Here is a 14458-nt window from a genome sequence, read left to right as displayed (position 1 = left end):
GAATGGATATTTCAAGAAGAGACTTTCTGCAGATCGCCGCGGCCCTGGGACTGGTGACGGTTTCCAACGGCTACGCGACGACTGTCGGGGGGAAAAACCCCGCGGACATTTCGCTCGCGGATCTGTATGACTTCAAAGAGACGGGCAATGTGACCCTGCTGCACATCTGTGACCTCCATGCGCACATCAAGCCCCTCTACTGGCGCGAGCCTTCGACGCTGATCTCGGCGCCGAACCTCGTGGGGACGCCCGGTTTCCTCTGCGGCGAAGCCTTTGCCAAGCACTACGGACTGGAGCCCAGCTCCCTCGACGCCTACTTCGACACCCACATGGATTTTGCCGCCCTGGCGCGCAAATTCGGGAAGATGGGCGGCATCGCCCACATGAAAACCCTGATCGACGAGGTCGAACGCCAGCGCGGCAAGGAGAAAGTCCTGCTGCTCGACTCCGGCGACACCTGGCAGGGCACCGGCGTCGCGCTGAAGACAGAGGGCGAAGCCATCGTCAAGGCGCAGAACTACCTCGGCGTCGACGTCATGGTCGGCCACTGGGAGTTCACCTACGGCAAAGAGCGGGTAAAAGAGCTTATTGACAAACTCGATGCGAAGTTCGTCTCCCAGAACATTATCGGGGACGACCCCTTCTCCGAGGAGTACGAAGAGCTGATTTTCGAACCCTACACCATCGAAGAGCGCAACGGGACGAAGATCGGCATTATCGGCCAGTCTTTCCCGTTCACCTCGACGGCGAACCCCAAAGAGTTCACCGAGGGGTGGAGCTTCGGGCTGCGGCTTGATACCCTGCAGGAGTATGTCGACGAGCTCCGTAACGAGCAGAAGGTCGACTGTGTCGTCGTGCTGTCGCACGACGGTTTCAGCGTCGACCAGGAGGTGGCGCGCAAGGTCCACGGGATCGACTTTATCCTCAGCGGCCATACGCACGACCCCTCCCCGAAACCGATTGTCATCGACGGTACGGTCATCGTCATCGCGGGCAGCCACGGCAAGTACGTCGGGCGCCTCGATATCGATATCCGGGACCACAAGGTCAAAGGGTATGAGTACAAGCTCATCCCGGTCGCTTCGAACATCATTCCGGCGGATCCCGCGGGCGAAAAGCTCGTCGCGGAGCTCTATGCGCCCTTTGACAAGGAGTTCAACGAAGTGCTGGGGAAAACGAAGGGGCTGCTCTACAAGCGCGACACCTTCTTCTCGACCTTCGACCAGCTCATCAATGACGCGATCATGGATGAGATGAAATGCGACATCTCCTTCACGCCGGGCTACCGGTGGGGAACGACGGTCCTTCCGGGAGACGACATCCTGATGGACAACGTCTACGAGATGTGCGGGATCACCTATCCCAACGTCTACACCTTCGAGCTGAAGGGCGAACGTATCGCCAACCTGCTTGAAGATATCGCCGACAACGTCTTCAACGCCAACCCGCTCTACCAGCAGGGCGGCGATATGAGCCGCCTCGGCGGGGTGACCTATGACATCGCCGTCGGCAACGCCCGCGGCAAGCGTATCAGCAATCTTCTTGTGGGGGGCAAACCGATCGATCCGAAGCGGACCTATGTCGTTTCGTCATGGGGGGGCAACCTCCAAAATGCGGGCGAGCATCTCCAAAAAGAGAAGATCCGTCCCGTCTATGATGTCGTCCGCGACTATATCCGCCGCAAAAAAGTGGTGGATGTCAGCAATGCGGGCAATGTCAAACTGCTGGATTACGATTGCGGTTGTCCTTCCAAGGGGGGAGGCTGCTGAGAGATTGCACGGTCGGCACCGTCACGGTGTCGTGGGAGTAGGTGTCTAAGGACAAGACGGCGGCAGCTGCTACCTGCCGCCAGCCAGTGATAGTGTCACGGGGACATTCGTTCATCACCAGTGACATTATCTCTCTTTTACATTGAAAAAAGGATGAGTAAATGGCTAATATTAAATCAATGAAATTCATTTCGACTGCCGCAGCGGCCGCGCTGGCCTGTACATTGACGAGCAGTGCTTCTGCCGCCGACGGCGAGGCATTCACCCCCAAACGTTCCCTGAAGGGGAACATGATGGAGGTCTACAACGTGCTCCCAGGCAAAGCGGATACCATCACCGACATGTTTGCCAAGGGGGTCGTCTACGGCCGCCTGCGCGTCAACTCCTTCAACTGGGATTGGAAAAACGACGATACGGCGCAGACGAAGAACAAGGACAACCGTGCCCTGGGGCTCGGCGGTAACCTGATCTACAAAACCGCCTCCCTCTACGGCCTGAGCGCCGGTGCGGGTCTGTACTATACCGACGAACCGTTCCCGGGCGAGCGCATGTCCGAGGCGAACATCGGCTACCTCAAGGCGGGCAAGGACACGACCAGCCGCTACAACGTCAACCGTCTCGGACGATACGGTTTTGCGACGCTGGCGCAGGCCTATGTCCAGTATGACATCTCCAAAACCTCCTTCGTCGCCGGCCGTCAGATCTTCGAGAGTTTCCTGACCAAGTCCAACGACACGAAGATGATCCCGAACACCTTCGAGGGTTACTCCTTCACGACCAAAGAGCTTCCGCAGACACGGATCCGCGGTGCCTGGTTCTACCAGCAGAAGCTGCGCGACCATGAGACGTTCCACGACGTCCTCACTTTCGATGATTCCAATACAAGCGTCAAAACGCAGTGGAACGGCAACGACGACTCCGCGGTCCACAAGGGTCTGAGCGTCAACAACTTCCGCGCGGCGGGAGAGGACATCACCCATTCGCTGATCGTCGCCGACGTGCAGAACAAATCCATCAAGAACCTGCAGCTTGACCTGACCTACGGCGGCGTCCCGGGCGTCGTCAGCTCCCTGACCGGCGAGATCAACTATGCCATTCCGCTCGGAGGCTGGAAGATCACGCCGGGTGCCCGCTACATGAAACAGATGGACGACGGCGGCGGTAAGGTCGGTGGTGCCTCCCTCAAAGGGACCCTCGTCGACTGGACGGGCGGTACGGCCGTCTTTGACAACACCAAGGGCTACGATACGCCTGACAGCCTCGATTCCAGCCTCTGGATGGCGCGTCTCGTCGCGGAAACCGGTCCGCTTAAAATGATGGTCGCCTACTCCGCCGTCGCCGATGAAGCGGATATCGTCGCGCCGTGGCGCGGCTTCCCGACCGGCGGTTATACCCGTGCGATGGCACAGTACAACTGGTATGCCAATACCAAGACGACGGCCGCACAGGTCAACTTCAACTTCGACAAGGCCAACCTGGTCTCCGGTCTGAGCGCGATGGTCCGTTACGCGATGCAGGACTTCGACGAGGACAAGCAGGCGGCCGGTGTCCAGGCGGACAGCAACATTATCCATATCGACCTGATCGAGAAGGTCAAAGCGGTTCCGGGGCTCGAAGCCAAAGTCCGCATCGGCCTGGTCGATGCCAAAGATCGTGAAGCGGGGTATGACAAAGACTCCTACAACGAATACCGCTTCGAGCTGAACTACCTCTTCTAAGAAGGATTGACAGATGAAAATGCTCTGGACTGTGTGGCTTAGCATCACATCGGCACTGGCGTTCGAGTACCATCTCGAACCGGTCAGTGTCGCCCGGGGCATCTACTGTTTTTTCGGAAAGCCGGAGGTGATGAACACCGTCAACAACGGCAACATGGTCAACAGCTGCTACATCGATACCGGCCACCGCTGGCTCGTCATTGACAGCGGCCCGACCTACGCCTATGCCAAAGAGGCCGCTGCAGTCATGCAGTGCATCAAGGCGCAGAAGAACGGTCCGGTCATCGACACCCATGTGCACGACGACCACTGGCTGGGCAACGGCTTTTTCGAAGCCCGGGGCGCCGAGGTGATCGGTCCCCGCCTCTTCAACAAGGCGGTCAGCCTCACGGCAAAGACGCGGATGCAGCAGCGCATCAGCCCCGAAGCCTATGAAGGCACGGAAATCGCGCTGCCGACCCGCTACGTCGACACCAATGAAACCCTGCGCATCGACGGCGAAGAGATCCGGATCATCCGCCTCACCCGCCGCGCCCACACCGCGGAAGACCTCCTGGTCTACCTCCCTTCCCGGCAGACGCTGTTTGCCGGAGACCTGGTCTTCAACGACCGCATCCCCTCCCTGCGCGACGGCGACCTCCACGGGTGGATCGCCGCGCTGGAGATGATACGGGCAATGCCGCTGAAACACATCATCGGCGGCCACGGCGAGCGCACCGACGGCGACGCACTGCAAATGACCTATGATTACCTGACGCAGCTGCGCGACCGCGTGCGTGATGCCATCGACGAGGGCATCGGCATCGCCGAGGCCACCAAAACGATCCGCCTCGACGCTTTCCGCAGTGTCGCGCTCTATGACACGATGCATGCGCAAAACGTCGAGGTGGCCTACCGGATGCTGGAGTGGGACGATGAATAAGCTGCTGTGGCTGCTGCTGCCGCTGCTCGCCGACGCCGTCGACTGGCGCAGCTGGGAACAGGGCAAGGCCGAAGCGCACGAGAGCGGCAGGAACATCCTGGCCGCCCTCGTGCGCGACGACTGCCACTACTGCCACGACATGGAGCAGGCCGTGTTCAACGATGGGGCCATGAGCCGCTGGGTCGAAGGGTGCTTCGTCCCGGTCAAGATCAACCTCTCGAAGCGGGACGTTCCCTTCAAAGCGAGGGTCCCGATGACCCCTACTTTCGTCATCCTTCAGCCCGATGGCAGCATCATCAAAACCGTCCCGGGCTCCTGGAACCGGGAGGATTTCACCGCACTGACCGCTTCGGCGTGCACAAAGGAGTAACATGCGTTTTCTGATCATTTTGCTGGCCTGGGGCCTCTGGCTGAACGCCGATACGGAGTTCGCCGATCCCAAACCGGCCCTTGACAACCCACGCCAAGTCGTTTTCTCGGTGACCGAGGGCAGCGACGAGGCGATCAACCATGTCCTCAGCTCCGCCAACAACGTGCTGAAGTTCTACGGCCCCGAAAAGGTCCAGATGGAGATCGTCGCCTATTCGGGAGGGATCCGCACCCTGCTCAAGAACGACCCGAAAATTGCGGAACGGGTGCGCACGCTGATGCTGTACGACGTCACCTTTGTCGCCTGCGGCAACACGATGCGCACCAAAAATATTACCGAAGACCAGCTCATCGACGACGTCGAAGTCGTCACCGCCGGCATCGTCGAGATGATCGAACGAGTCAAAGATGGCTGGGTCTATATCAAACCGTAAGGATTACACCATGATGAAACACATACTGTTTTTACTCTTTTCGACCGTGATCGCACTGCATGCCCAGGGCGACCTGCGGATTTTCAGCGTCGATAACGACCCCAAGAGCGATCTGCCGCAGGTGATCGAACGTTCACTTGCTGCCAACGGCTTCACCATCGCCGCCAATACGGAGATGAACAAACCGTTCAACATCCAGTTCCAGCAGAGCGACTTCGACGTCTTTTACCTGCTGACGGCCTACCATACGGATCTCTCCCGCACGCTCGTCGTCAAGTATCCCGATGCCGGCATTTTCGTGCCGATGGGCTTCGGGATCTACCAGCACAAAGGCGAGAAGCAGCTGCACGTCTCCGTCCTGACGGCCGAAGCGATGGCCAAGATCATCGGTCTCAAAAGCGTCGACCCGATCCTGAAAAAGATCGAGGCGGCGGCGCTGAAAGCGCTGGAATCAGCAATGCCGAAGGCCTCCGTCACGATCGAGAACGAGAACCCGCTCCCGGCGTCGGGACCGCTGGTTTCGACCTACAGCCTCGAAGTCGAAGAGGATGAGTACGATGACGTTAAAGAGGAACTCGCCATGGGAATCCAGGGCGGTCTCAGTCCCAAAGGGTTCGTCCTCTCCAACACCCTCGATTTCGAAATGGTCGTCGGGGAGGATGAGAGCATCGACAACCCCTTCGATTTCTACGACACCTACTCCATCTGCAAGCTGAAGGTGATCTACAACGTCGCCAAGACGCGCCCGCAGGCTTCGGCCTTCGCGCCCTGTACGATGATGATGTACAAGAAAAAAGGGGAAGACAAGATCGTTATCGGTTTCCCCGGCGTCTACAACTGGATGAGCAGCGCGCGCGTCCAGGATAACGAGGCCAAGGCCGAACTGATGAAAGCACAGAACGATTTTGAAACGCTGCTGGGCGATCTGACGGAGTAACCTCTCCGTCCGGTCCCCGAGGCTGCCTGCAGATTCGGCTCCCCTCCCTGCCGAACTGGTTTGATTCATTCTTCTACTCCTACGTTTGTTCCGTCCCAAACCGCAGGCAGCCTCGGGGACCGGACATTAAACGCCCCTTTTTACATAGTTTTTACTTTCCCCCGGTATGATGCACTTCACCAAGGAGACTGCATGAAAAAACTCTTTCTCATCCTGCTGACCGTCCTCTCGCTCTTTGGCGCGGAGAACCCCAAAGTCGTCATCGACCTGACCACCGGCGACATGCACACCTTTGAACAGAAGATTCTCAAAGGGATCGTCGCCCACAAGACCTATTTTGAGAACCAGCTCAAAGAGCTCGACGTCGCCGTCGTCATCCACGGCAACGCCTACAAGTTCTTTCTCAAAGATCCGGCACACTTCGACTTTGCCAAGGACCCGAAACTGCTCAAAGCCGCCCCGGAACTCGCCAAGCGCATCGCCGCCCTCGCCGATACCTATGACGTGACGTTTCTGATGTGCCAGGCGGGGATGACCAAGAAAAAAATCGACGCCAAGGATATTTACCCCGGCATCGAAACCGTGCTCAACGCCGGCGTCGGCCTGATCGAAAAACAAAACGAAGGATACGCCTACCTCCCTGTCGCCGACTGAACGGCTTATTGGCTTTCTTGAAGTACAATAGGAGTTCAAGGAAGCGCCATGACCCCCTATCTTCTCCCGGCACTGCTTCTGCCTGCAGCGCTGCTCTTCGCCGTTCCAGTCCCCAAAGCAGTAGACGATCCCGCGGTGAATCTCACCCGCTACCTTACCTACCGCTCCGAGGGCAGGCTCACCCCGGCATGCCGCGCTGAGCGCACGCAGTTTGTCTGCAAGGCGCAGCGCCAACGAATAGAGGAGCGCGATGCCAACCGCACCGCCGTCACCGCCTTCAAAGCGGCAACCGCATCGTTCAACAAGGCGCTGGGGGTGCTGCTGCAAAAAGAGGCCTTTGACGCCGCAATGAAGGAGGTGGAAGAGTTAGAACGTCTGCAGCAACAGCACCTTGCCGCCGAAAAACCCTATTTCGCCCCGCCGTCGACCCCCCGAAAAGATGCGCTGGAACGGGCCCTTGTCGGCAATCTCGAACAGCTTGACGTCACGGATTTCGACTATGACCAGTATGATCCCCAGGCCCATCTGCACATCGACACCCTCCATTTCGCCAACAGGATGAAGCGTACGGCAAAGGGGGCCGCCTTCGCCGAACGCGTCCTCGGCATTGTCTCGCTCGACTACGCCGGGGCCACCCTCGAGACGAACGCGACGGAGAGCAGCGACGCCGCGGCCCCCTACCTGTTCGAAGCCTGGTTCGACACCAACGACACCGTCAGAGCCGATTATGTGGGCAAAAGGCTGCATGCCCTCTACGCCGAGCAGTTCGCCTCACCGTTTTCCGGCCGCCTGGCGCTCACGACCGTGTATGAGGGGAACGACACCATCGACACCCGTTTCACCTCCCGCAACGACAACGCGAACGGGAACCACGACACCCTGACGCTGCACGTCACGCTCCGCAACGCCTCGGCCCTCTTTACCCCGGCACGGAAGCCGCCGCATTCCGGTTACCCCGATCTTCTCTTCCATGCTCTGCATGCACAGAGCAGCGCCGACGGCCGGGCCTACCGCTCCCTGCTCGAAAAAGACAAACGCTTCGCCGCCTATATCGGCCAGTACGACACCCTGCTGCACCGCGCCTTCGAACGCAAACGCAATAAGTTCGCCTACAGTCCCACCCTGACGCGCTGGATCACCGAGGCGGAATCGGCCTTCTCCGCCCTGTTGCGCGGTCGGGCCGACACCCTGGAGATCAACGTCACAAACCGCAGCGGCCAGAGTACCGTGCAGCTTTTCAGCCTGCTGATGGGGCAGCTGACGGCCCTCCCCTCCTCCCCGGACCGTCGACCCGATCTGGAGAAAATCCTCGCCGACACCGCCGCTGCCCACCTGGAGGTCAGAATCGAAGCACGTTGAATGCCCCGGCCGCGAAACGCCCCCGCGATTTGCTTCCTTCAAAAGAGTTTCAGTATAATCAACCCAAAGATAAACGGCAGAGGATTCCTATGGCAGCACCATGCATTGATGCGGACTACAAAGGCGAAGAGCGCTACACCAAAATCACACTGGCTTACGATACGGAAGAGCAGTATAAAGAGATCAATGCCGCCCTGGCGCAGATCCACGAAGAGCATAAGCTCGACCGCAGCGTCTACCTGACCGAAAGCGCCGGCGGGCGCAAGCTGATCGTAGTGGAGTATCACGACGACTACGACCGTGAAGCAGGCGCCATCTTCGAGAAACTGATGAAGATGCTCAACATCGAGCGCTGTCAACTCTAATCATCTCCCATGCAGACATACGCCGAAGGGAACGAACTCTTTCAACAGGTCTATTTCAAAGAGCATGAAGCGGAACTCCTCCGCCTCGCCAAGGAGGGGCAGAGTCCGAAAGCCCTCTTTATCGGCTGCTCCGACTCCCGCGTCATCCCCGACCTGATGATCCAGAGCAAACCCGGTGACCTCTTTGTCATGCGCAACGTCGGCAATTTTGTTCCCGTCTACAAGCCCGACGAAGATTTCCATGCCACCGCCACGGCAATCGAATATGCCGTCAGCGTCCTCAAGGTCTCCGAGATCATCATCTGCGGCCACACCCATTGCGGCGCCTGCCAGGCGCTTTACGAAGAGATCAGCGACCCCGGGCTGATCCATACGCGCAAATGGCTCTCCCTGGGGATGAAGGCAAAAGAGAACGCGGTCGCCACCCTGGGAATGGACGGGGACCGCGAAGCGCTGCTTCGCCTCACCGAGCAGCTTTCCATCCTCTCCCAGATCGAGAACCTCCTCACCTATCCCTATGTCAACAAAATGGTCAAAGAGGAGAAGCTCTTTATCCACGGCTGGTACTACGATATCGAAACAGGGCACATCCGCTACTACGACCCCGAGATAAAAAGCTTTGTGCCGCTGAGCGACCTCGGCAAACAGCATCAGATCGACGACTACGAGCAGCTATGATCGGCATCGACCTTGTCAAAATCGAGCGCATCGAAGGGATGATCGCGCGTCACGGCGAACGGGCGCTGCAGCGCTTTCTCTCCCCCGATGAGATCGCCCTCGTAGGCAGGCCCCATACCGCCGCAGGGTTCTGGGCCGCCAAGGAGGCCTGCGCCAAGGCGCTGGGGTGCGGCATCGGCGGCGAGTGCGGTTTCCACGACATCGTTATCACCAAAACCGATCGCGGCGCCCCCCAGCTCGCCCTCTCCGACACGGTCCGTGAACGTTTCGGCATTACCGACGTCTCCCTCTCCATCACCCACGACGGCGGCTTCGCCATCGCCGTCGTTGCACTTGAAGGCAAAAACTCCCTATAATATTCGAATGGATACGACAATAACCGATCTGGCCTCCAAGGGGCAGGAAAGAGCGGCAGCACTGCTGGAACAGTGGCTGGGGCGGTTCGGGCAGTGCCCCCATTTCGGGGGCGTCGCCGACCTCCTCGTGATCGCCGGGCCTCCCGCTTCCGGGAAAAAGCTGATGATGCTGCAGACGCTCGTCCATCTGGGACGCGAGCGACTGCACCTGCACATGGGGGAATTCGCCTTCGCCGACGATGCCGAACGGCTGCTGGGAACGAAGGGCATTCTCACGCGCTGGGTCACCGAGCATCCGGAGGGGGCGATCGTCTTCGAGGATATTGACGAAGCCGATCATGCGATTCAGCGCGCCGTCGCCGCCATCATTACCGACGGGGCGCCGGGGGCGTCGGAACGGTACGGCCGTACGCTCTTCGTACTTCTTTTCAAGATCAAATCCCCCGAATGGGTCGACAAGCAGTTCCTCGACCGCTATTACGACCAGCCGCTGCTGGAACAGGCCCATCTCTACGAGGGGCTGGCCACCACGGGGATGCCCGATGAGAGCGGCATCCTCCGTGCCCTTTTCGACCCGGAACTGCTCAACGTCATGAGCGAAACGGATCTTATTCTCCTCTACCCCCACGACCTGCAGACGCTTCGGGCCATCACCGAACAGATCCTGCAAACCGCAGCCGCGCGCTGGAACACTTTCCGGCCCGTTCCCCTCGAAGTGCGGCACCCTTCCGAGCTTGCCCTCGCACTGCTGCTCTCCTTCTCCCCCTACCTCAATACGACACGGGTAGCGCACCGTCTCCCGGCCTACCTCTTCGATCTCGCCGCTGCGGACATGCCCGAAACGGGCCGCATCGTTCTTGACGTCTCCAAAGATGCGCGCAACTGGCTGCGCAGCACCTTTGCCGACGAATCGGACCTGAAAGCCTTCGGCAAATACGACCGCCGTTTCAGCCTGAACTGGGAACGCCACGTCGGCAAAGAGTGCACGGAACTTCGCCTGCGCGACATCGAAGAGCACTCCCAGGAGATCACCCCCCTGAGCACGCAGAGCGACCGCCTGACCATCCACCCGGTGGGCCGCACCGGTTTCGACGCCATCGCCGGACAGAACCGCGTCAAACAGCAGCTCGCTTCCCTCGTGGCGCTGCTGCATAACGACCGGGGGTTGAAAACCTTCGGGATCACCCTCCCCAAGGGGCTGCTGCTTTACGGCCCCGAAGGGGTCGGCAAGACCCTGCTCGTCAAAGCCTTTGCCAAGGAAGCCGGACTCCCCTACCTCTACCTGCGCGGTAGCGACCTGTTCAACGAAGAGCTGATCGAGGCGGCATTCCAGCGGGCCCGTCAGGCCGCCCCGCTCCTGGTCATCCTCGACAACGTCGACGTCAAGGGGATCATCGAAGGCAACTACACGCCGATTCCGACCGAGGCGCTGGACGCGGCGATCGACGGGAGTCCGGACTCGCCGGAAAACTTCGTCTTCACCGTGATGACGGCACAGCACAAAGAGGAGGTGCCCGCGGCGCTGATGCATCCGGGCCGTATCGACCAGTTTGTGGAGGTGCCGGAACTCGACAGGGAAGCCCGACTCTTTTTCGCCAAACAGCTCCTTGAAAAACCCCATGAAAAGATCGATATCGAACGCATTACCCGCTATATGAGCGGCATGAACGGCTACGAGCTCGGCCGCATCGCCAAAGCCTGCGCGCTGGAGGCGATCAAGCAGAACAAAGCCACACTGGACGAACAGATTATTATCGACCAGATCAACACCATCAAATACGGCAGCCGTCTTGAGAAGAAACGCCTCAAGAACTTCGAAGAGGACCTGCGGCGCAGCGCCTACCACGAAGCGGCCCATGCCGTCACTTCCATGGTGCTCCTGCCCGAGGTCGAGATCGAACAGGTCACCGTCATTCCCCGCAGCGAGACCCTCGGGCTCGTCTCCTATACCCAGGAGCAGCTTCAGGCGAACATGAGCGCGGATGAACTGCGTGCCAACATCGCCGTCTCGCTGGCGGGGCGCCTGGCGACCATCAAACAGTACGGCGAGGGGGAAGGGATCGAAACGGGTGCCTATAACGACCTGCAGCAGGCAACCCTCTACGCCTACAGCGCCGTCGCCCAGTACGGTATGGACAGCGAGCTGCAGAACATCAGTATCGAGATGCTGCAACAAAATGTCAGTAACACCCTCTTTGACACTCAACTGCAATCGCGCATCGCCGTCTGGATCGCAGAGGGCACTGCCAGGGCCAAAGAGGTCATCGATACGCACTGGGCGCTGATCGAGACCGTCGCCCAGCGCCTTATAGCCGTCGAATTCATCGAGGGGAGCGAACTAAAATCCCTCCTCAAGATCCCTCCCTCCGCCTGAAAAAAAGCGCTTTCGCGCACCCGTCATGGTAGCTCTCTTTCACAAGTTCAATTTTGTGCTTATCGGTTCTTAAGCTCTTCAGGAATAATATTTAGTTATGGAAGAAATGAAACGGTTTGGCTTTAGAAGCCAATAGGCTCAGGGGAAACACATCGTTATCCTACGCTGTCCCTGCCCCTCAAGTGAAAAGGTTCCGAAAATGAAACAGATCACATTGAATGGGCGGAAGTGGAGAAACCTCCTCGCCGCAACACTGCTGCTTGGCGCCGCTGCCAATGCATTCGCGTGGGAAAAGCCCCATGCGACGGGTCAATTTGAACTCGACGGGAATATCATCAGTGAAGCGGCCGTCCCCGGAGACGACTGGCAGGATATCGCCAACGGACTCGACAGCGCCTTCAGCGACAGCGGCATCATTGCAGACGGGCTCGGCATGAGCATCTTCACCGGCGGCGGCTCGAAGGACGTGCGCAATGTCAACCAGTGGCGCTGGACGGACGGTTCGGTCCCGGACAAGGATGAGATCCTCCACTCGGCCGCCGCGGCCTACAATGCCAACGGCGAACTGATCGTCTACCTGATGGGCGACCGCTACTCCACCGACGGTTCGGCAGAGATGGGTGTGTGGTTTTTCCAGGACCGTGTCGCCCCGAAACCTGACGGCACCTTTTCGGGCACCCATAAAAACGGCGACGTGCTGATGCTTGCCGAGTTCGTGCAGGGCGGTGCGCAGGCGCACGTCAAACTCTACGAGTGGGATACCACGCAAAAAGACAACCTGAAGCTCATCTTCGAGGGCCAGGGCGGGGGAGACAACTACTACTTCGCCACCTCCAACGGCAGTCCGACGCAAGCCTGGGACACTTACACCCCCAAATCCCTCGTCGACGGCATGCCCGAACACACCTATCCCGAAAACAGCTTCTTCGAAGGGGGGATCAATCTCAGCTGGATCTTTGAAAATGCAGTCCCCTGCTTCAGCTCCTTTTTGATGGAGACGCGTTCATCCCACCGCGTCAACGCCCAGCTCAAGGATTTCGTCAGCGGCAATCTCGATACCTGTAAACTGAGTATCTCCAAAGAGTGTCTCTCCTCCGAACTCGAACGTTCCGACTACATCACGATCAACCATACCTTCAAGTATACGGTCACCAACGAAGGCTTCGGTACGATCGACCGTATCGAGTTTAAAGACGATGCGGGGAGCCCGGACGACCCCAGCGACGATCCGACCCTCAGCGACATGACGGACCTGGCGACGGGCGAATCAAGAAGCTACAGCTATACGGTCAACTCCTACCTCAACCCGCCGACCAATACGATCACCGCGACCGGTTATATCGGCGAGTACTCTATGGCACCGGAAACGGCGCAGTCGACCTGTCAGAAGGTCACGCTCAACCCGGCGATCTCCATCACGAAAACCTGTAAACAGAAACTCGAAACGCTCGGGGGCCAAGTCGTCGTCCGCGTCGATTACGAAGGCAGGGTCTGTAACGAACAAAACGGCACCCTCCTCACCAACATTCACGTCACCGACGACAAGTCCGGTGAGATGTTCGATTACGATGCCCTCTACCCGGCAGACGACCCGCAGGGCCGGACCCAGTGCGAAAGCTTCAGCAGCACCTACCACCCGACAGCGACGGTCTCCGAATGCGCGATCAACAACTCGCACAGCAACACCGTCGTAGCGATCGGTACCGAGCCGCTTAACGGCACCGAGGTCAGGGCGACCGCGACATCAAACTGCCCCCTCTGTGACGAAGCGTGTGTCGAACCGGCACAACCGTAAATATGAGAGGCGCGGATGCCTGCATCCGCCGCCTGCTTTCCCCGCGTTATGCCCTCACCCCTTTTACCAGCAGCCATAAAGAGAGCGACACTTCCGCCAACAAGGCCAGTGCAATCAGCGTCTGTGCCGTCATTGCCAAAAGCGCCGACCCCTGCGGGAGCAGCAGGTGGGCGAAACTGTCGATGAGATAGCCCAGAGACGCGATCATCAGCATTATCCCCAGCAGCCGGGGAAGGTAACGGGATTTGAGAATCAAGGCACCGAGGATGAAACAGTGCAGACCGAAAAAGACGAGTCCGATCGCGTAGCCGCTTGCATGGGCATCAAGCAGTTGCTGAACGATGGAAGATGCCGCGGAGTCCGTCCCGTGCAAAACGGAAAGGAGGGAAGTCAGTGCCGTGAGATTGGCCGCCAGCACGGCGCCCATCACAAGCCGAAAAGCGGTCGCCAGCAGGGCCAGCAACTGATTGAGCGGGCGAAAAAGAAGGTAGAGTGCCACGGCGGCCGTCATATCAAACAGGAGCATGATAATGTCAGCGACGATGCTGAGGCGGAACGCTCCCTCCGCCCCCAGGATATTCGACGCCGTGGCCGCCGCGTCTCCCGCCACGATCAGCGGCATCCGCAGGAAAAACTCCGCGGTAATACCGGTGAGGATGACGACAAGCCAGGCCATCCCCGCAAGCCGTGCGTACCGGTTCAGGGCGTTTCCGTTTTCCATCGGCAGC

General features: G+C 59.1%; 14 protein-coding genes. 13 read left to right on the top strand and 1 reads right to left on the bottom strand.

Going from position 1 to position 14458, the window contains the following annotated elements; translation table 11 throughout:
* The first annotated feature begins 2 nt into the window (after positions 1 to 2).
* From soxB to WCX72_RS03590, 13 genes are all read left to right on the top strand, one after another.
* Complete coding sequence (gene soxB, locus WCX72_RS03650) at positions 3 to 1769, top strand: thiosulfohydrolase SoxB (protein ID WP_345970931.1); 1767 nt, start codon at positions 3 to 5, stop codon at positions 1767 to 1769.
* 179 nt (positions 1770 to 1948) lie between these two features.
* A complete protein-coding gene (locus WCX72_RS03645) occupies positions 1949 to 3487 on the top strand; it encodes an OprD family outer membrane porin (RefSeq protein ID WP_345970930.1) in 1539 nt (512 codons plus the stop codon).
* Between the two features lie 13 nt (positions 3488 to 3500).
* The gene (locus WCX72_RS03640) at positions 3501 to 4409 is read left to right on the top strand and encodes an MBL fold metallo-hydrolase (protein ID WP_345970929.1); all 909 of its coding nucleotides are present in this window, start codon (positions 3501 to 3503) and stop codon (positions 4407 to 4409) included.
* Positions 4402 to 4779 carry a DUF255 domain-containing protein gene (locus tag WCX72_RS03635; RefSeq protein WP_345970928.1) on the top strand — a complete coding sequence of 126 codons (378 nt, stop codon included), beginning with the start codon at positions 4402 to 4404 and terminating at the stop codon, positions 4777 to 4779. Before WCX72_RS03640 ends, WCX72_RS03635 begins: the two co-directional genes overlap by 8 nt.
* A gap of 1 nt (position 4780) precedes the next feature.
* Positions 4781 to 5212, top strand: a complete 432-nt coding sequence (locus WCX72_RS03630; RefSeq protein WP_345970927.1) for a DsrE family protein — start codon at positions 4781 to 4783, stop codon at positions 5210 to 5212.
* Positions 5213 to 5222: 10 nt separating this feature from the next.
* Positions 5223 to 6149 carry a DUF302 domain-containing protein gene (locus WCX72_RS03625; RefSeq protein WP_345970926.1) on the top strand — a complete coding sequence of 309 codons (927 nt, stop codon included), beginning with the start codon at positions 5223 to 5225 and terminating at the stop codon, positions 6147 to 6149.
* 192 nt (positions 6150 to 6341) lie between these two features.
* Positions 6342 to 6803, top strand: coding sequence for a DsrE family protein (locus WCX72_RS03620; RefSeq protein ID WP_345970925.1), 462 nt, complete (start codon positions 6342 to 6344; stop codon positions 6801 to 6803).
* 48 nt (positions 6804 to 6851) lie between these two features.
* Positions 6852 to 8162: a hypothetical protein gene (locus WCX72_RS03615; protein WP_345970924.1), complete on the top strand. Its 1311-nt coding sequence runs from the start codon at positions 6852 to 6854 to the stop codon at positions 8160 to 8162.
* 89 nt (positions 8163 to 8251) lie between these two features.
* The gene (locus WCX72_RS03610) at positions 8252 to 8527 is read left to right on the top strand and encodes a hypothetical protein (protein WP_231020484.1); all 276 of its coding nucleotides are present in this window, start codon (positions 8252 to 8254) and stop codon (positions 8525 to 8527) included.
* A gap of 9 nt (positions 8528 to 8536) precedes the next feature.
* Positions 8537 to 9205 (top strand): carbonic anhydrase, encoded by a 669-nt coding sequence (locus WCX72_RS03605; RefSeq protein WP_345970923.1) that lies wholly within the window; start codon positions 8537 to 8539, stop codon positions 9203 to 9205.
* A complete protein-coding gene (gene acpS / locus WCX72_RS03600; RefSeq protein WP_345970922.1) occupies positions 9202 to 9561 on the top strand; it encodes a holo-ACP synthase in 360 nt (119 codons plus the stop codon). Before WCX72_RS03605 ends, acpS begins: the two co-directional genes overlap by 4 nt.
* A gap of 7 nt (positions 9562 to 9568) precedes the next feature.
* The gene (locus WCX72_RS03595; protein ID WP_345970921.1) at positions 9569 to 11935 is read left to right on the top strand and encodes an AAA family ATPase; all 2367 of its coding nucleotides are present in this window, start codon (positions 9569 to 9571) and stop codon (positions 11933 to 11935) included.
* Between the two features lie 199 nt (positions 11936 to 12134).
* Positions 12135 to 13730 carry a hypothetical protein gene (locus WCX72_RS03590; RefSeq protein ID WP_345970920.1) on the top strand — a complete coding sequence of 532 codons (1596 nt, stop codon included), beginning with the start codon at positions 12135 to 12137 and terminating at the stop codon, positions 13728 to 13730.
* Between the two features lie 46 nt (positions 13731 to 13776).
* Here the strand turns inward: WCX72_RS03590 and WCX72_RS03585 are convergent, their stop codons facing one another.
* Complete coding sequence (locus tag WCX72_RS03585; protein ID WP_345970919.1) at positions 13777 to 14451, bottom strand: DUF4386 domain-containing protein; 675 nt, start codon at positions 14449 to 14451, stop codon at positions 13777 to 13779.
* Positions 14452 to 14458 lie beyond the last annotated feature (7 nt).

The sequence above is a fragment of the Thiomicrolovo immobilis genome (assembly GCF_039645955.1).
GTDB classification, from domain to species: domain Bacteria; phylum Campylobacterota; class Campylobacteria; order Campylobacterales; family Sulfurimonadaceae; genus Thiomicrolovo; species Thiomicrolovo diazotrophicus.
The sequence above is the reverse complement of the archived record's forward strand: the minus strand, read 5'-3'. Positions and strand labels throughout refer to the sequence as shown.

Coding starts and splice junctions, on each gene's coding strand:
- soxB (WP_345970931.1), top strand. CDS start 3: ATGGATATTTCAAGAAGAGACTTTCTGCAGATCGCCGCGGCCCTGGGA.
- WCX72_RS03645 (WP_345970930.1), top strand. CDS start 1,949: ATGAAATTCATTTCGACTGCCGCAGCGGCCGCGCTGGCCTGTACATTG.
- WCX72_RS03640 (WP_345970929.1), top strand. CDS start 3,501: ATGAAAATGCTCTGGACTGTGTGGCTTAGCATCACATCGGCACTGGCG.
- WCX72_RS03635 (WP_345970928.1), top strand. CDS start 4,402: ATGAATAAGCTGCTGTGGCTGCTGCTGCCGCTGCTCGCCGACGCCGTC.
- WCX72_RS03630 (WP_345970927.1), top strand. CDS start 4,781: ATGCGTTTTCTGATCATTTTGCTGGCCTGGGGCCTCTGGCTGAACGCC.
- WCX72_RS03625 (WP_345970926.1), top strand. CDS start 5,223: ATGATGAAACACATACTGTTTTTACTCTTTTCGACCGTGATCGCACTG.
- WCX72_RS03620 (WP_345970925.1), top strand. CDS start 6,342: ATGAAAAAACTCTTTCTCATCCTGCTGACCGTCCTCTCGCTCTTTGGC.
- WCX72_RS03615 (WP_345970924.1), top strand. CDS start 6,852: ATGACCCCCTATCTTCTCCCGGCACTGCTTCTGCCTGCAGCGCTGCTC.
- WCX72_RS03610 (WP_231020484.1), top strand. CDS start 8,252: ATGGCAGCACCATGCATTGATGCGGACTACAAAGGCGAAGAGCGCTAC.
- WCX72_RS03605 (WP_345970923.1), top strand. CDS start 8,537: ATGCAGACATACGCCGAAGGGAACGAACTCTTTCAACAGGTCTATTTC.
- acpS (WP_345970922.1), top strand. CDS start 9,202: ATGATCGGCATCGACCTTGTCAAAATCGAGCGCATCGAAGGGATGATC.
- WCX72_RS03595 (WP_345970921.1), top strand. CDS start 9,569: ATGGATACGACAATAACCGATCTGGCCTCCAAGGGGCAGGAAAGAGCG.
- WCX72_RS03590 (WP_345970920.1), top strand. CDS start 12,135: ATGAAACAGATCACATTGAATGGGCGGAAGTGGAGAAACCTCCTCGCC.
- WCX72_RS03585 (WP_345970919.1), bottom strand. CDS start 14,451: ATGGAAAACGGAAACGCCCTGAACCGGTACGCACGGCTTGCGGGGATG.